Here is a 16,821-nt window from a genome sequence, read left to right as displayed (position 1 = left end):
CCCGCCGGTTCCCGGGCGTGTACTCCGCCAACCGTCGGGTACCGGGCCTGACATGCGCCTGACCGAAACAGCAGACGTCTGGTGGAAGAACGCGGTCATCTACTGTCTCGACGTCGAGACGTTCTTCGACACCGACGGCGACGGGCGGGGAGACCTGCGTGGGGTGTGCCAACGGATCGACCACCTGGCCGAGCTGGGGGTGACGTGCCTGTGGCTGATGCCGTTCTACCCGACCCCGGACCGCGACGACGGTTACGACATCGCCGACTTCTACGGCGTCGACCAACGACTCGGCACCCACGGCGACCTGGTCGAGCTGATCACGCTCGCCCGGGACCGCGGCATCCGGGTGATCGCGGATCTGGTGGTCAACCACACCTCGGACAAGCACCCGTGGTTCCAGAGTGCGCGGGCGTCGCGCGAGTCGCCGTACCGGGGCTGGTACGTCTGGCGCGACGAGCCGCCGCCGGATGCGGACAAGGGCATCGTCTTCCCCGGACAGGAGACGAGCCTGTGGCAGTACGACGAGGAGGCGGGTCAGTACTACCTGCACCGGTTCCGCAAGTTCCAGCCGGACCTCGACATCGCGAATCGTGAGGTTCGCGAGGAGATCGAGCGCGTGGTCGGCTTCTGGTCAGAACTCGGGCTGTCCGGGTTCCGGGTGGACGCGGTGCCCTTCCTGATCGACACGGCCGGCGCCGAGGATGCGGCCGCCCTGCCGGATCCGCACGACTACCTGCGGGACCTGCGGGCGTTCCTGCAGCGGCGGCACGGAGACTCGATCCTGCTCGGCGAGGTCAATCTGCCCTACCCCGACGTACGGCGCTTCTTCGGTGACGAGGACGGCGACGAGCTGACGATGTGCTTCGACTTCATCGGAATGCAACGGCTCTACCTGTCGCTGGCCCGCAACGACCCGGCCGAGCTGGTCAAGGCGTTGCGGGAGCGGCCGGACCCGCCCGAGGAGGCGCAGTGGGGAACGTTCGTCCGCAATCACGACGAGCTGACGCTGGACAAGCTGTCCGAGGACGAACGGCAGGAAGTCTTCGACGCGTTCGGGTCGGAGAAGGAGATGCAGATCTACGGCCGTGGACTGCGCCGCCGGTTGCCGCCGATGCTGGGCAACGACCAGGCCCGGCTCCGGATGGTCTACAGCCTGCTGTTCTCGTTGCCGGGTACGCCGGTGCTGTTCTACGGCGAGGAGATCGGCATGGGGGAGAACCTCGCCGCCGAGGACCGGCACGCCGTCCGGACGCCGATGCAGTGGACGGCTGATCCGTCCGGCGGCTTCTCGACGGCCGACCCGTCCCGGCTGCCTGCCCCGATGGTCGAGGGCGAGCTGGGCCCGGAGAACGTGAACGTGGCGGCACAGCGGCGTGATCCCGAGTCCCTGTTCAACTGGATGAAGCTGCTGATCCGGCGGTACCGCGAGTGCCCGGAGTTGTCGTGGGGGTCGTGCACGATCCTCGAGACCGGAGTGCAGTCGGTGTTCGCGCACCGCTCGGACTACGAGGACGGCACGATCGTCGCCGTTCACAACTTCGCCGCGGAGGCCGTCCGAGTCAGCCTGGCGGTCGCCGGGAGTGCCATCGGCCTGCGTGCGATCGATCTGCTGGAGAACAACGGTACGACGGACGTCGGCGACGACGGTGCCCTGTCGCTGGAGCTGCGGCCGTACGGCTGCCGCTGGCTCCGGATCGTGCACCCGGGCGACCGCTACCTGGTGTGACTCGGCCCGCGTGGTCGTCGGTCAGGTGCTCTCGCGGGTGCTGAGGATAGTGAAGGCGACGATCGCGAGGGCGGTCAGGCACGCCGGGATGAAGAAGACGTGCGGCAGGCCGATCGCGGCCACGCCGATGCCACCGATCGTTCCGCCGATCGCCGAGCCGAGCGGGATCGCGCTCAGGAAGATCCCGGACGCGGTCCCGACTCCTTCGGGGTAGAGCCGCTGGGCGATCGAGACGCCGAGGGCGCCGACGCACGCCCACAACCCGGCGGTCAGGGCCTGGCCGACGAACAGGCCGACGACCGAGGTACTGAGCGCGTAGGCGAGGTTGCCGGCCAGCCCCAGTACGGCGCCCCCCGTCATCGCCCGGATCGCGCCGAACCGGTCGGCGAGCCGCGCGACCACCGGGAGCAGCAGCAGTTCGAGGAGCGGCTGGATGCCGATCACGGCGCCACGCACCGCGTCGGACACGTGGAGTTGCTCGGCCATGTAGATCGGGAGGTAGCCGAACTTGATCGTGTCGCCGGTCATCGCGAGCACGCAGACCGCGGTGAATATCAGCAACGGCGCCATCTGGTCGATCCTGCGGCGCTCGTCGGGCGTCCCGGCGCGTGGAGCGTCGTACCGCTCGACGCGTTGCCGGCCGAGCGGGATCATCTGGGCGAACACGCACGCGGCCGTTGCCACCAGCAACGCACGGAGCCCGAAGACGCCCCCGAACCAGCTGCCGAACACCGGGCCGAGGATCCAGCCCGTGGTGAATGCCATCCGGACGGTCGCGACGACCCGGTTCTCGGCCCGGGTCGGATGCCGGCTGAGCTCGTCACGGCAGGCCGCGAACAGCTGCGCCATCGAGCCGCCGGCCACGCTCAACGCCAGCGCGCTGATCAGGAACGGCATCCAGACCTCGGTCGCCCCCGCCATCGCGAGCCAGCCGGCCGCGCCGATCACCGAGCAGATCCGGAACCACAGGAGCCGGTCCTGGGTGCGGTCCGACCATCGCCCGACCAGGAACCCGGCGAGCGGCGCGGCCAGGTTCGTGACGTAGTACAGACCGGCGACGGGGAGTGGTGTGTGGAGCTCCCGCACCAGGAAGAGCGTCAGCTGCGGAGTCGCGGCCGACAGCCCGATTCCAGCCACCAGCAACGACAAGAACGCCGAGCGATAGAACCGCGACCGAAGAACAATCCCCAACGCGGACTCGGACCGGTCCAGCATCACTCTGAGTACTCCGATGCCAGCTGCACCTGTTCGTCCGTCACGAGGACCAGTCCATCACGTCCGGCTAGGGTCTGAACATGTTGCTCAGCCCACTGCCCACCGCGGCCTCGTGGACGCATCGGGGAGTCCGCGTCGGATTCGAGGTGCTGTTCGCCGGTGCCGGCTGGTTGAGAGGTCGTACGTCGGCTCGCGAGGGCGGGGCGACCTGGTACGTCGGGTATGACATCACCGTCGACGCCGACTGGGCGACCGAGTCCGTGCACGCGGTGAACTCGACGGTCTCCGGTGATCTCGAGGTCGTGTTGACACGCTCCCCGGATGGTCGCTGGACCGTGAACGGTGTGGCTCGGCCTGATCTCGACGGCTGCCGGGACGTGGACTTCGAGTCCTCGGCGGTCACGAACACGCTCCCGGTCCATCGGCTCCCGTTCGTTCCCGGTACTGCGGTCGACGTGCCGGCTGCCTTCGTGCAGGCCGAGGATCTGACGGTGGTGCGACTCGAGCAGCGCTACACGCTCACGAGCTCCGGCGAGCACGGACACGTGTTCCACTACGAGTCCGCGACGTTCGACTTCGAGTGTGAGCTGACGTTCGACGCTTCGGGTCTGGTGCTGGACTATCCGGGGATCGCGACCCGGGATCGCTGACGGGCTGTCAGCCCCAGATCGCCTGGCTGACAGCTGCTCCGAGGAACACGCTGCCCAGGCCGGCCACGATGCTCGCGGTGACGTTCGCAACCGCGAGGAACCGCGCGCGGTCCTCGTACAGCCGGATCGTCTCGTACGAGAACGTCGAGTACGTCGTGAGCGCACCGCAGAACCCGGTGCCGACGAGGAGCTGGACGCCGTGGGGGAGAGCGGAGGACGCGCCGGCCAGGAAACCCAGGATCAGCGATCCCACGATGTTCACGCTGAATGTCCCCCACGGGAACAGCGAGTCGTGCCGGGACTGCACGGCGCGGTCGGCGACGTACCGCAGGGGCGCTCCGACCAGGCCGCCGGCGATCACCAGCAACAGCCGGGTCATCGTGTTCTCCAGGTGATCAGCGCGCGCGTCGCGCTCACCGACGCCCGGACCGCGAGCAACGCGCCGACGACGGTCGTGGCGAGGTAGAGCAACGCGATCCCGGCGTTCCGCCCGGTGACGAGCTGCTGGATGTCGACGGCGTACGTCGAGAACGTGGTGAACCCGCCGAGCACACCGGTGCCCAGAAACGGGCGCAGGAGCCGTTGCCGGGTGAGAACGTCGGTGACCAGCACCATCAGGATCCCGATCAGACCGCAGCCGATCACGTTGATGATCAGCGTGCTCACGGGGAAACCGCCCGGGGGAGTCGGCCAGCCGAGCCCGACCAGGTACCTCGCGGCGGCGCCGATCGCGCCGCCGACGGCGATGGCGCCGAGGATCACCGGGTCGTGCACACGCTGCGCCCGGCCGTCGATCCGCAGGTCGACGTCAGAGTCGACCGGTCCCCTGGGCAAGGGTTCGACGGGGTGGTGGTGCTCCACAGACATGCCTCCTACCTGGACCGTGCCTCCCGGCGTGGCGCCGCGAGGTTCCTCAGGTAGGGACTGTTGGCCGCCGAAGGCGACAGTTGGATCCGGCGAGCCCCACCGCCGGTCAAACTCCGAACAGCATAACGGTCGCCGGCCGGCGACCGTCTCGGTGGTCCGGTTCAAGCAGTGCGGCTGGCTGCGGTGGCGAGGCTGGGTTGGAGACGGCGGAGGACTTCCAGGTGGTCACTGGTCCAGAGGATGCGGATGGCGGTCGGTGTCGCTCTGCCGTTCTCGTCGTGGAGGTCCCGACGTACCGCCTCGATCAGTCGCCCCTTCGTCGTGAGGTCGGCTGCGATCGGCTCGGGCACCTGTCCGCGATCTTCCAACGCGTCAGCGAGGCCGTCGTACCACTGGCGTACCCGTTCAGCGAGCACCAGGAGCTCGTCGTGCGCGGCGATCCGATCAGCTGGTGGCAGCTCGTCGTCCACGAAGCGTTCCCAGAGCTCGAGTACTGCGTCAGCCGCCAACCGGACCCCGACAACGCCGGTGACCAGCGTGGTCATCTCGCTGAGTGGAGCAGATTTCGTACCGCGTTCGGCGAGGTAGGTACGGAAGGCGTCGTCCAGCCGCCGGGCCGAGGCGGCGGCTCGGCGAGCGTCTCGTGGAGATCCGGGGACAGTCCCTGGGTTGCAGCAGGCGACGGCGTAGTCCACCGCGTTGACGAGGTACTGGGCGCTGTCGGCGTACGCCTCGGAGAGCGCCTTGTCGACGGCGGACGTCGCACCGCGCGGCCAGAAGAACAGGCCGACGACCAAGCTCACAGCGCAGCCGAGCGCGATGTCCTCGATGCGGAAGAGGATGAGCGACCAGCCTTCCGGCTGCGCGATGTTGAACAGGATCACGAGGGTGACGGTGAACGCAGCCTGTCCGGTCGCGAACGAAATCGCGGCCGGCACGATCCCTGCGATCAGCACCGCCACCGGCAGCAGGATCCACAGCACGGTGGCGTTGTTCCCGATGAGCTGGAGCAGACCGGCGCCGACGATCGAGCCGACGACCGTGCCGGCGAGGGCACGGAACGCGTTCTGCCCGGTGTTGAGCGCATTGGACCGCAGGACCGACAGGGCGCCGAGGATGACCCAGAACGCGTGCTGGACGCCGGTCACGTCCGCCAGGGCGACGGCGATCGCCAGGCCGACCGCACCGCGGATGCTGTTGTGCAGCCACACCGAATGGGGCTCGACGTGCGCGGCGGCGCGTTCCACGGCGCTGGCGAGAGGCCCGGTCAACGAACCGGGTTCGTGGCCGAGGAGGCGATCCGGCCAGCTGCGTCGGTCGGCTGCCCGGTGGGTCTCGACGTTCTGCGCGATCTGCAGGACTCCGAACGAGATCTCCTGCGCCCGGAAGGAGACGTTGAGGCTGCCGAAGAACAGGTGCAGGTCCGGGTCGGCGACGTCGTTCCCCGGCAGCCTGCCGACCGCGCTCGTCTCGAGCGCGGTGACGGCACGGCGCAAGTCGTCGGCCGCGGCGCGCAGGTCGGCGGTGCCGAGACGTGGGTCCTCCAGCACCTGCGCGCAGAGGTCCAGGACGGTCGCGGCGGCTAGACGGACCGCGGACGACTCGGGATCCCGCGCCGACTCGGGCAGCGTGGCAGGGGATGACTCGTCGAGAATCGTGCTCAGCCAGGTCAGTTCGTCGACGAGCCTGACCAAGGCCCGGGATCCTGTCGACAGGCCGGTTGGCCGGTACGGCGTCGCCGTGAAGGTACTGCGGAGTGCCGCAGTCGCGTTGGTGGTCGCCTCAGCCACCACGCGGCAGGTCTGCAGGTTGGACCCGGCCGAGAAGTGCTCGGCGTCGGCCCGCACTTGCTTCGCGGCAGCCCGGCAGACCTGTGCTGCGGGCGCGATCAGCGGGTCGACGGACGCTCGCGGCCAGAGCAGCCAGACCGCGATGACCGCTGCACACGCGGCGATGGACACGCCGGCGAGCCGTTGCGGCAGGAGCGCCAGTGGGGCGGGCGTCGACACGGAGAGGATGAATGCGAGCAGCAGCGACGTACCCGCACCCGCGAGAACCGAGCTGACCACGCCGGAGAACAGCACGACGAACGCTACGACCACCGTGGCCGCGACCGCGGTCCACACCGACTGTCCCGCGAGTGTTCCCAGCGAGACGAGCACCAGCCACGCCACTGCGAGCGCCACCTGGGCCCGCAGCCGCTGAACCGCCGTGCCGGAGAAGTCGACCAGGAGCAGCATCGCGAACGCACCGAAGGCGGCGAACGTCGCCACGATCGGCGCATGCAGGACCTGAGCGCAGAACGCGAACAACGACGGCATGATCAACGCTGTCCGCGCCGCCCGCCGAGTAGCGGCCAGGCCAGGATCTCGGCGCCGCAACCATCCCACGAGGAGCCCACCGGGGGCCGTCACGCTAGCCACCCCCGAAGGATCGCACGAAGGGACGCCGTCCCCCAGGCGTTCACGCTGGAGGACGGCGTCCCGACAGTTGATCAGCCGCCGTTGAGGACGTCGTACTTCGGGGCGATGCGGAAGTACTGCGGGTCGGAGAAGGTCAGCGGGACCTTGCCCAGACTCTTGACGGCGGTGCTGGTGCCGTTGGCGTGGCCAACGGCGTACAGGTAACCGGACTTGGTTTCCTTGTCGATGCCGAGCAGCAGCGTGCCGCTCGCGCCGCAGTTGGTCGCGATCAGCTGCTCGAAGCCCTGCCAGGTCGTACCGCGGACCACCTTGCTGGTCGGCGCGGCCAGGTACTTCGTCGGCCAGGTGACGGTGACGAGTGCGCCGGACCTGGTGTTGGCGAGGAACGTCTCCGAGGTCGCGGTGCGGCCGATGAGCGCGATGCCCTTGACCGTGCTCAGACCGCCGACGCCGGAGGTGATGCGCCAGCCGCTGCCGTCGGAGATCCAGCGCTGCGTGATGCCGTCGGTGCGCTGGCCGTACAGCAGTGTGCGGGCCGGGTCCCCGGCGTTCGCCGGACGCAGGATGGACTGCTCGATCCAGCGGTAGTTGGACCAGCCGCCGCCGATCCGGAGATTGTTGTGCGGGTAGTGCGGGTCGAGCTGGCTCTGGCCGTCGACGACGAACGAGCTGGAGTACAGCGCGCCGCCCATGACGGTGAGACCGGACCGCGACTCGCCGCTGCCGAGCGGCGTGCCGGTGAACGTGCTGATGTGCTGGACCTGGTTCGCCGGGAACACCCCGGCCGTCCCACGGACCCCGCCGATGGTGATCGGTGCGGTGGCGTTGACCATCCGGCTGGTGAACGCGCCGGTCGACGTGACCGACCCGAGCCGCAGCGCGCACGCCGCGGTAGTTGCCGTCGTGCTGCCCGCTGTGGACTGTGCAGCCTGCGCAGCCTGGGCCGACGGCACCATGGCCGCCCCGAGGCCCAACGCGAGCACGCCGGCCGAGGCCAGACCTACGGTCTTACGAAACATCTGGATTCGTCCTCCCCATTCACGCGGAGGCACCCCAGCCTCCGTCGTACCGCATTGGAGTCCGGCTGCCGCCGAAAAGTTGCCGGTCGTGCTGGAGCAAAATGTCCCGGCCGGGCAGCCGTTTGCCGGCCGGAAAATGTAAGGGCGATGTGATGTCCCCGACAACGCCTGAGGGGCTCGGTCGGCCGGGCTTCCTGGTAGACACGGGCGTGAGGACGTGTCGCCGACAGGGAAGCGGATTCGATGGTCATGGCGTGGCGGTTCGGTGCCGTTGACGTCGATGCCGTCATGTCGGTGCTCCGTGACGCGACAGCCTTCGCGGACTGGATGGTCGCTGTACCGCCGGAGCTTCGCGCCGGCCTCAACTGGCCCCAGGTGGGCAGCGTCATCCTGCGGGACGACGGTCGCGAACCGCGCGCCCGGCACGCCCACAACCGGCAGTTGCTCGTCGCAATCGTCGAGCGCTGGCGACCCGACAGCGAACTCGTCGTACGACTGCGAAGTGGACTGGGGGGCTGGGTCCAGGTAGCGGTCAAGGTGCAGCCACGCCCGGGCGGTTCGCTGATCGAGGTCCGCTCCGAACCGCTCACCGCCACCGCCCGTCTCCGCTACACCGGCACGGCCCGCGGCCGCGCCGAGGAACGCTGCGCCCAGGTCGCCGAGAACCTGATCGCTTTGGCCACCGTCGACGAGCCCGAGGACTAGACCGGCTCCAGGACGATCCGCCCGAAGACCTCGCCGTCCTGCATCTTCTGGTGTGCCAGTACGGCGTCGTCCAGCGGCAACTGCTCGTGGATCACCAGCGGCAGCCGACCCTCCGCCGCAGCGGCGAACTGCTCGGTTCTGACAGTACGGCGTTCTGCAGGCGACACCGTGTCCGCGCTGAAGGTTGCGAAGGACAACGACTTGCGGAAGTTGGCCATCAACGCCGTACCCAGATCGGGCGGTGGTGGGCCGGCGATCGCTCCGACCGCGACGAGCCGGCCGTTCGGTCGTAGCTTGTCGAGGAACACCGGCAACTGCGGGCCGGCGACGACGTCGATGATCACGTCGTACGCCGGGGGAGCGGTGGGATCGCCCGCCCCGGACCGGTCCAGAACGTGCGTAGCGCCGACCGCGCGCAACAGTTCACCGCGTGCCGCTGACGAGGTCGTGACCGCGACCGCCGATGCACCGCCCTGTGCGGCGAGGTGGACCGCGAGGATGCCTATGCTTCCGGCAGCGCCACGCACCAGAACGGACTCGCCCGGGCTGAAGTGCGCGTGTTTCAAGCCGAAGTGCGCCACGATGCCGGAGCTCCCGAGCGTCACCGAGCCCGCCGCGGACAGGCCGGTCGGTAGCGGTACGACGTCCTCGACCGCAGCGATCGCCTGCTCGGCGTACCCGCCACCAAGACCTGTGAACGCCCAAACGCGTTGGCCGATCCACGAACGGTCCGTGTCGTGGCCGACGGCAACTACCGTCCCCGCAACCTCCGAACCCGGTATGAGACCTTCGCGGAATCCCCACGCGGCAAGGGAACCGCTGCGAATCAGCGCATCGACACCTCCGACCCCGACCGCCTCGACCGCGACGAGTACCTCACCCTTGCCGGGCTCGGGCGCCGGTACCTCGACGACGCTCAGCCCGTCGGGGCCGCCGAACGCCTTGATTTCCACTGCCTTCACTTGTCGTCTCCTCTCGATCTGTTACGAGCCTAAGTGGACGCACCCGTCCGGTTGGCTAGAGTGAGAGGAGTGAAGGATCGATTGCCTCAGAAACTGCGCGCCGACGCGGAGGACAACCGCGAGCGGATCCTCGCCTCGGCCCGGACGCTGTTCGCGAGCGAGGGACTGGCGGTGCCGATGCGCGAGATCGCCCGGCACGCGGGCGTCGGGCCCGCGACGTTGTATCGCCGCTATCCGACCAAGCAGGCGCTGGCGACCGCGGCCTTCGCCGAGCAGGTCCGTGCCTGCGAGACGATCGTCGAAGAGGGGCTTGCGGCAACGGATCCGTGGCAGGGGTTCTGTCTGGTGATCGAGCGGATCTGCGAGCTGCATGTCCGCAATCGAGGGTTCACGGATGCGTTCCTGGCGACGTACCCCGACGCGGTCGACAGCTCGGCGAGTCGCGAGCTCACGCTGAAGTCCGTGGCCATTCTTGCGCGGAGGGCGAAGGCCCGGGGTCAGCTGCGGCGGGACTTCGAGTTGAGTGATCTCGTCATCATGCTGACCGCGCACCGGGGGCTGCAGGCGTCGACGCCGGCTCGGCGGCTGGCTGCGTCGCGCCGGTTCGCGGCGCTGACCGTGCAGGCCTTCAGCGCCTGAAAATCCCTCCGCCCTTCACGAGCCGGTCATCCGATGATCCGGCGGAGCCGGTTCGTCGCGCGGAACTGGAGTTGTTTGACGGCGCCGTCGGTCCGGTCCATCGCGGCGGCGGTCTCGCTGATCGACAGCCCCGCGAAGAACCGCAGGAGCAGGCACTCGCGCTGGTCGTCCGGCAGCAGCGAGAGGGCGCCGCGCAGCGACGCCTCGCTCACGGACGCCAAAGCGGCCTGCTCGGGTCCCATGGACTCGTCGACCCGCGGGTCGATCTCGTCGGTGACAATCGCCAGCCGGCTCCAGCCGGAGCGGTGATGGTCGATCACCACGTTCCGGGCGATGGTGACCAGCCAGGCCGCGAAGTTCAGGTGCGCCCGCGGCCGGCGGGCAATCGCGCGGAAAGCCCGGAGGAACGTCTCGCTGGTCAGATCCTCGGCCGCGCTGCGGGACGAGGTCTTGCTGTAGGTGTACCGGTAGATCGACGGCAGGTAGCGATCGTAGAGCCGGCCGAAGGCCGCTGCGTCACCCGCTTGCGCGAGCCGGATCAGTTCATCCTCGTCGTCGAGATCGTCGGAAACTGCGACAGATGTGGCGGTGTGTATGGACATGTTTCGGTTACGCACCGCCTGGTGCGAAGGTGTTGATGGCCATGCGCTTCCTAAGCCCCGTTCTCAGTCAGCTACGCGGTGAACATCACGAAAAGGTTACACAAAGTCGCCCACCGTGTCACCACCTATCCGCTCCGTAGCTTCAAGCAACAGTGTGGGAGCTATGGAAGACGTCCACCTCAGACCGGCCACTGCCGCCGACGACGAGTTCCTCTACGACCTGCACCGTCGCACCTTGGGCGACGTCATCGAGGCGACCTGGGGTCCGTGGGACGACGACGTACAACGGGAGTTCCACCGGAAGTGGTTCGCGCCGGACACCGTCGAGATCGTCTTCGTCGGCGGCCGCCCGGCCGGGATGGTGCAAGCGGCGATGACCGATGCCACGACGTTCTACATCTCCCGCATCGAGATCGCACCCGAGGTGCAGGGCGGTGGCGTCGGTACGGCGTTGTTGCGTGGTCTCCTCGATCGCGCCCGGGCATCGGGTGCGAACGCCGTCGAGTTGCACGTGCTGCAACTGAATCGTGCGCGTCATCTGTACGAGCGTCTCGGCTTTCAGGTGGCCGACGTGGAGCCTCCCAAGCTCAGGATGCGCTTGGCGCTGTAAGGCCGGAAGCTGCAGTGGTCGGGACCGTGTGCCGGCGGGCGGTGCAAGATGGGGCGCATGGATCTGTCTCTCGCCACGTCGTACGACGCCTCTCCGGAGGAAGTGTTCGCGATGATCACCGACGTCACGTTCCAGGAGCAGGTGTTCGAGCGGCTGCAGGCGCCGTCGTACGACGTGGTGGTGGGCGACGACGGTGACGACCTGGCGGTTCAGCTCCACTGGCAGACGCAGGTTTCCGACGTACCGGTGGTGGCCCGCAGGTTCGTCGGGAACACGCTGGAACTCGAGCAGTCCAAGGTCTGGCATCGCCCTGACGTCGACGGTGCGCGGCTGGCGGAGGTCGGCGGAGCGCTCACCGGCGTGCCGGTGAAGCTGACGGGTACGACGCGGATCGCTCCGGAAGGCCGCTGGACCACGCAGGCCTTCGATCTGCAGGTGACGGCATCCGTCCCGGTCGTCGGCACCCGCCTCGAGTTGCTGGTCGCGGAGGCGGTGCGATTCCGGCTGGAGAAGAAGTTCGAGGTCGCCTGGTCCTGGCTGTCCGGCTCACTCTGACCAGTTCCAGGTGGTGATTGCTGTGCGCATCAGTTGGGCGGCAGTGGTCAGGTTGGCGTCGGCGCTCCAGAGCAGGGACAGGGTACGGCGGCACTCGGGGTGGTCGACCGGGATGGCGGCGACGGGGTAGCTGGGGATCGAACGGCGGGCGAAGTCGGGGTTGAAGCCGATGCCGAGACCCGCGCGGATCAGCTCCTGGATGGCCGCGGCCTCGTCGCTCTCGCAGACGATCCGCGGTGTCACGCCGGTGTCGGCGAACAACCGGTCGAGAAGCCGGCGTTGCCAGTGGCCCTTGCGGGCGATGACGAACGGCTCGTCGACGAGATCCTCGACCGTCACCGACGTACGGCTCGCCAGCGGATGGTCGAGTGGCGTCACCACCCGAACGGCTTCGTCGAGCAGGACGGCCGATTCCAGGCCGGCGCTCGGCACCGGCTGGGACGCGACGCACAGGTCGATGTCCTGGGCGCGGAGCCGGCGCGGCATTTCGTCGGCCGACATCTGCTGGAGCTCGATCTCGACGGCCGGGTGGTCGCGTTTGAAGCCGGCGACCGATTCGGTGAGCGCGAGGAACGTCTCGGCGGCGAGCCGCACACTGCCTGAACCCTGCACGGTCGCCTCGGCGACGGCTCGGCGGCCTGCGTCGAGTTCGCCGAGCGCGCGTTCGACATACCCGCGGAACAAGACGCCTGCCGGGTTCAGGCGGAGGCGTGCGGCGCGGTCGAACAGCGGCGTACCGAGTTCGCTTTCCAGGCGCGCGATCGTGCGGCTCAGCGAAGGTTGCGCGACGTGGAGTTCCTCAGCCGCGCGGCTGAGGTGCTCGAGGCGTGCGACGACGACGAACTGGCGGAGCGTGGTCAGGTCCATCATGACTCTTCCGTCATAACGAGATAGCGATATTGGTCTTGGACTCTCATAACGTTCGAATCATAGTGTCGCTCGCATGGTCAGTGGGTGGGTGTTGCGGGGCGTCGTCAGTGCGCACCTGATAGCGGTGTTCGGTCAGCCGGTCTTCGCCGGGGTCTATCTGAGTGGTGACTTCGACGGGCTGCGAATGCACGCGGTGGGTGCGGACGTCGTCACCTCTCTTGGGTATCTGCAGGTGATCGCCGCGGTGGTGGTGTGGGTGCGGCTGCGGCAGGTCTGGCCGTTCGTCGCGTCGTTGGGAGTGGTGGTGGCCGAGACGGTGCAGTACATCGCGGGGGAAGGCGGCGCCTTGTGGTTGCACCTGCCGCTGGGAGTGGTGACGGTTGCGGCTGTCGTCGTGCTGTTCATCGGGGTCTGGCGGCAGCCCGTCGTACGGCGGGAGGTCGAGCATGCGTGACCGGATGAGTCGGCGTCAGGTGCTGGGGATCGGGGGAGCGCTCGGAGTGGTGGCATTGGGCGGGTTGTCGAGTGCTGCTGCACTCTCGCGACGGCCGGCGTCGACGGGTGCCGTGTTGCGTAGCGCCGTACCGCTGCCGCCGGCGTTTCAGGTGCCGTTACCTCTTCCGCCCGTGCTGTCGGGTGCAGAGATCGAGATCGTGCAGAGAGAAGTCACAGCGGAGATCCTGCCCGGTGTGCCGACCCGGTTGTGGACGTACGGCGGGACGTTCCCGGGACCGACGATCGAGTCGCGTCGCGGCCATGCGGTCACGGTTGCCCACCGCAACGAGTTGCCGGTGCCTACCGTCGTACATCTTCATGGTGGGCGCACGCCGGCGGAGTCGGACGGGTATCCGACCGATCTCGTGCTGCCTGCCGGGTGGGGGCACGCGGGGCACGGGATGCATGATCCGCGGGCGGTGACCAGCGAGGTCACACGCTCGTATACGTTTCCTTTGGATCAGCGGGCGACGATGCTCTGGTATCACGATCACCGGATGGACTTCACCGCACCGGCGATCTGGCGCGGGCTGGCCGGGATGCACATCGTCCGGGACGCCTCCGAGGAATCGCTCGAGCTGCCGTCCGGGGTGCGCGAGCTGCCGCTGATGATCGCGGACCGGGCGTTCGCTGCTGACGGGTCGTTGGCCTATCCATCGATCGATACGACGTTGCAGATGCATCCGGGTGTCCAGGAGCCTTATATTGCTGGGGTTCTGGGTGATGTCATCCTGGTGAACGGGGCGCCTTGGCCGGTGCATGAGGTGGACGGCGCGCGCTACCGATTGCGGATTCTCAATGCGTCGAACGCGCGGCACTACGACCTCGAAGCGGTCCTCGACGACGGCCGCCGCCTCGACCTCGTGCAGATCGGCGCCGATCAGGGGCTGCTCCGTGCACCCGTCATTCATCGCAACCTGCCGATCGCACCGGCCGAGCGGTACGACGTGATTCTCGACTTCGGCCAGGTGCCCGTCGGGAGCCGGGTGCGGATCGTCAACCGGATGGGATCCGGGCGCGCGCGTGACGTGATGGCGTTCAGCGTCGTACGGAAGGCGGCCGATGGCAGCCGGATTCCGGAGGTGCTGTCCGACGATCTGCCGGTTTGGCAACAATCGGAGGCATTGCGGGTGCGGGACTTCTCGTTCCGTGCCGGGAGGATGGGGAACGGGCACGGCTGGCTGATCGGCGGGCAGCCGTTCGCGCCGGATCGCACGGACGTCACCACCCGGCTCGGCGACGTGGAGATCTGGCGGTTGGTCGCCGACGTCCACCATCCCGTACACCTGCACCTGGTCGGCTTCCAGGTGTTGTCACGCGGCGGACGTGCTCCTCTGCCGCATGATGCGGGTCTGAAGGACACGGTGTCGCTGCGGCCGGGGGAGTCCGTCGAAATCATTACCCGCTTCGACGGCTATCGCGGGCGCTACCTCTTCCACTGCCACAACGCCGAGCACGAAGACATGGGCATGATGGCCAACCTCGAAATCACCTGATCCACCGCGGCTTATTCGCGCCAGCCGGTGAGTTCCACGGATTTGGCGGTGTCCACTCGGAACGCGAGTTTGACGGTGGTCTCGGTGTCGGGGGCGAGGTCGAGCTTCCAGGTGATGACGCCTAGGTCGGTGGTTTCCGTGGGTTCGGGGTCGGCGGTCAGTCGCTTCACGGTGATCTCGTGGTCACGGGACACGGGGAACTGGTCGAGCACCGTGATCCGGGCGGTGCGCGGCGTGTGGTTCTCGATCTTCGTCTCGTACTCGACCTGCCGACGACGCGTCGACCCGAGCGTCGCCTTCGTCGCGTCCCGCCGTACCAGCTTCCGCTCGACCCGGATGCGGTCGTCCATGCCAAGAGCGAGCTCGACGTCCTCCCCGGGCGCCCACAACGGCAACGCGGCCGAGCCGACGAAGTCCGCCTCGTGGAAGACGGCGGCCTTGCCGGCGGGGAGCGTGTGGGTGGACGAGTTCACCACCGTCGCTCGCAGATGGACGTCTGTCGATCGTACCGGCGCCGTGATGTAGTCCAGGTCGGCGTCGAGCTCGATCGCGGCGATCGTCGCGCGGTGGGTGGCGGCGTCAGAGGGTACGGCGACGGGGCGCGGCGGGGTGTACGTCGCCGCGGTCACGCCCTGTTCGACAGTTGCGCCCAGGTCGACGAACTCGGCCGACTGTTCGATGAAATCCGCCTGTTGACCTGCCCCGCGAGCCAGTGGGAGGGCGGCTGGTGCGTGCGGCATCGGCGGACGCGTGCGGTCGAGGTACCAGGCGTCGAGCTCCGGCACCTTCGCGGTCACGGTCGGTCGAGCCGTGGACAACGTGAGGTCGCACTCCGGCCAGTCCTCACCGGTTCGCTGCGTGATCAGGCCGTACCAGTTCAACGTCAGCCGATCGCCCTTGAGACGTACGTCGTACGAGCTGGTCCACCCCGCCGCGGGCACGACGTACGAGAGTTCGATCTCGACCTCCGCCTCGGACTCCAGTGCCAACGCGACAGCCGCAGTACGCCGGTCGGGCGCGCGCTTCTCCGTGAGTGCAGCAAGCCGACGGCCCACTGCAGCGAGCCGCTCTTCGACCTCGCGGCGCTGCACAGTCAGCTCCCGGCGCGTCGCCCGTACGGCGGACAACCGGCCCGCCAGCGACTCAGTGAACTCACTGAGCTCCGCCCCCGGATCACCCGACGCGAGCGTGCGCGCAAAACTTCCACCGGCCCGCTTCGCCAACTGCGCCAGGAAGGCCTCGAGCTGCACCTGTACGTCGTCCGCGTCGGTGAGCGCCGCGACCTCGTCCTGCGCCGCACGCTGAACCCGCTCGAGCTCAGCGACCGTCTCGTCCGGGGCCTGCGGATGATGCCGCGTCGCCACGTCCACCCCGAGTACCGTGGCCGGCCCCCGCCCCGACACCCGCACGGAGTCCTCTTCCAGCAACAGCGGCAGCGGTTCGACGTACACAACCTGATCCCCACCCGGCACCGTGATCCGCCCACGCCGAGTAACCCGCGCCCGATCCGGATAAACAGTCACAGCAACAACCGGCGCCTCCACCACAAGCTCACTCATCCCACGACAGTAGGCCCCCAGAGGACTAACAGCCCCAGCCACCACCGCCCGGATCCGCCTCCCTTCGCATCGACCACCCTGCCCACGCACACACCACGTGCACGCCCCACCCACCGCCCCGCCCCCCACCGGCCCACGCACCGCCCACCGCACCGGCCCACCGCACCGGCCCACGCACGGCCCACGCGCCGGCCCATGCACCGCCCACCGCACCGGCCCACCGCACCGGCCCACGCACGGCCCACGCGCCGGCCCATGCACCGGCCACCGCACCGGCCCACCGCACCGGCCACCGCACCGGCCACCGCACCGGCCCATGCACCGGCCTATGCACCGGCCCACCGCACCGGCCCACGCACGGCCCACGCGCCGGCCCATGCACCGGCCACCGCACCGGCCCACCGCACCGGCCACCGCACCGGCCA

General features: G+C 68.7%; 17 protein-coding genes. 8 read left to right on the top strand and 9 right to left on the bottom strand.

The genetic code is table 11. The features are described from left to right. Window positions 1-52 precede the first annotated feature (52 nt). Window positions 53-1,729 carry an alpha-amylase family protein gene (locus EV137_RS32615; RefSeq protein WP_134132028.1) on the top strand — a complete coding sequence of 559 codons (1,677 nt, stop codon included), beginning with the start codon at window positions 53-55 and terminating at the stop codon, window positions 1,727-1,729. Window positions 1,730-1,750: 21 nt separating this feature from the next. On the opposite strand, the gene EV137_RS32610 is transcribed toward EV137_RS32615, so the two are convergent. Further along, a complete protein-coding gene (locus tag EV137_RS32610) occupies window positions 1,751-2,944 on the bottom strand; it encodes an MFS transporter (RefSeq protein ID WP_134132027.1) in 1,194 nt (397 codons plus the stop codon). Between the two features lie 80 nt (window positions 2,945-3,024). Between EV137_RS32610 and EV137_RS32605 the strand changes: the two genes are divergently transcribed. Beyond that, a complete protein-coding gene (locus EV137_RS32605) occupies window positions 3,025-3,594 on the top strand; it encodes a putative glycolipid-binding domain-containing protein (RefSeq protein WP_134132026.1) in 570 nt (189 codons plus the stop codon). 7 nt (window positions 3,595-3,601) lie between these two features. On the opposite strand, the gene crcB (EV137_RS32600) is transcribed toward EV137_RS32605, so the two are convergent. The 4 genes from crcB (EV137_RS32600) to EV137_RS32585 all read right to left on the bottom strand — a co-directional run bounded on the left by crcB (EV137_RS32600) (window position 3,602) and on the right by EV137_RS32585 (window position 7,903). After that, window positions 3,602-3,973, bottom strand: coding sequence for a fluoride efflux transporter CrcB (crcB, locus tag EV137_RS32600; protein ID WP_134132025.1), 372 nt, complete (start codon window positions 3,971-3,973; stop codon window positions 3,602-3,604). Beyond that, window positions 3,970-4,461: a fluoride efflux transporter CrcB gene (gene crcB / locus EV137_RS32595; protein WP_202871248.1), complete on the bottom strand. Its 492-nt coding sequence runs from the start codon at window positions 4,459-4,461 to the stop codon at window positions 3,970-3,972. Before crcB (EV137_RS32595) ends, crcB (EV137_RS32600) begins: the two co-directional genes overlap by 4 nt. Window positions 4,462-4,622: 161 nt before the next feature. Next, entirely contained in the window at window positions 4,623-6,884 is a 2,262-nt protein-coding gene (locus tag EV137_RS32590; RefSeq protein ID WP_202871247.1) for an FUSC family protein, read from the bottom strand. Between the two features lie 71 nt (window positions 6,885-6,955). Further along, on the bottom strand, window positions 6,956-7,903 hold the full coding sequence (locus EV137_RS32585) for a hypothetical protein (protein WP_134132024.1): 948 nt from the start codon (window positions 7,901-7,903) through the stop codon (window positions 6,956-6,958). Window positions 7,904-8,146: 243 nt separating this feature from the next. Here EV137_RS32585 and EV137_RS32580 point away from each other — a divergent pair, with 243 nt between their 5' ends. After that, window positions 8,147-8,608, top strand: coding sequence for a hypothetical protein (locus EV137_RS32580; RefSeq protein WP_134132023.1), 462 nt, complete (start codon window positions 8,147-8,149; stop codon window positions 8,606-8,608). Here the strand turns inward: EV137_RS32580 and EV137_RS32575 are convergent. Beyond that, window positions 8,605-9,570, bottom strand: a complete 966-nt coding sequence (locus EV137_RS32575; protein ID WP_134132022.1) for a zinc-binding dehydrogenase — start codon at window positions 9,568-9,570, stop codon at window positions 8,605-8,607. The two genes, EV137_RS32580 and EV137_RS32575, sit on opposite strands and share 4 nt — an antisense overlap. A gap of 69 nt (window positions 9,571-9,639) precedes the next feature. Between EV137_RS32575 and EV137_RS32570 the strand changes: the two genes are divergently transcribed. Further along, window positions 9,640-10,209, top strand: coding sequence for a TetR/AcrR family transcriptional regulator (locus EV137_RS32570; RefSeq protein ID WP_134132021.1), 570 nt, complete (start codon window positions 9,640-9,642; stop codon window positions 10,207-10,209). A 26-nt stretch (window positions 10,210-10,235) separates the two neighbouring features. Here the strand turns inward: EV137_RS32570 and EV137_RS32565 are convergent, their stop codons facing one another. Beyond that, window positions 10,236-10,811 (bottom strand): sigma-70 family RNA polymerase sigma factor, encoded by a 576-nt coding sequence (locus EV137_RS32565; RefSeq protein WP_134132020.1) that lies wholly within the window; start codon window positions 10,809-10,811, stop codon window positions 10,236-10,238. Window positions 10,812-10,974: 163 nt separating this feature from the next. Between EV137_RS32565 and EV137_RS32560 the strand changes: the two genes are divergently transcribed. Then, window positions 10,975-11,421: a GNAT family N-acetyltransferase gene (locus EV137_RS32560; protein WP_134132019.1), complete on the top strand. Its 447-nt coding sequence runs from the start codon at window positions 10,975-10,977 to the stop codon at window positions 11,419-11,421. Window positions 11,422-11,478: 57 nt separating this feature from the next. Continuing rightward, a complete protein-coding gene (locus EV137_RS32555) occupies window positions 11,479-11,976 on the top strand; it encodes a DUF2505 domain-containing protein (RefSeq protein WP_166680088.1) in 498 nt (165 codons plus the stop codon). Here the strand turns inward: EV137_RS32555 and EV137_RS32550 are convergent. Further along, window positions 11,968-12,846, bottom strand: a complete 879-nt coding sequence (locus tag EV137_RS32550; RefSeq protein WP_202871246.1) for a LysR family transcriptional regulator — start codon at window positions 12,844-12,846, stop codon at window positions 11,968-11,970. The two genes, EV137_RS32555 and EV137_RS32550, sit on opposite strands and share 9 nt — an antisense overlap. 73 nt (window positions 12,847-12,919) lie before the next feature. Here EV137_RS32550 and EV137_RS32545 point away from each other — a divergent pair, with 73 nt between their 5' ends. Then, the gene (locus tag EV137_RS32545) at window positions 12,920-13,300 is read left to right on the top strand and encodes a hypothetical protein (protein ID WP_134132017.1); all 381 of its coding nucleotides are present in this window, start codon (window positions 12,920-12,922) and stop codon (window positions 13,298-13,300) included. Then, window positions 13,293-14,837, top strand: a complete 1,545-nt coding sequence (locus EV137_RS32540) for a multicopper oxidase family protein (protein WP_134132016.1) — start codon at window positions 13,293-13,295, stop codon at window positions 14,835-14,837. Before EV137_RS32545 ends, EV137_RS32540 begins: the two co-directional genes overlap by 8 nt. Before the next feature lie 11 nt (window positions 14,838-14,848). Here EV137_RS32540 and EV137_RS32535 read toward each other — a convergent pair whose 3' ends face one another. Then, a complete protein-coding gene (locus EV137_RS32535) occupies window positions 14,849-16,396 on the bottom strand; it encodes a mucoidy inhibitor MuiA family protein (protein WP_134132015.1) in 1,548 nt (515 codons plus the stop codon). Window positions 16,397-16,821 lie beyond the last annotated feature (425 nt).

Source organism: Kribbella pratensis (genome assembly GCF_004366075.1).
GTDB classification, from domain to species: domain Bacteria; phylum Actinomycetota; class Actinomycetes; order Propionibacteriales; family Kribbellaceae; genus Kribbella; species Kribbella pratensis.
This window is presented reverse-complemented; position numbering and strand designations above follow the sequence as displayed.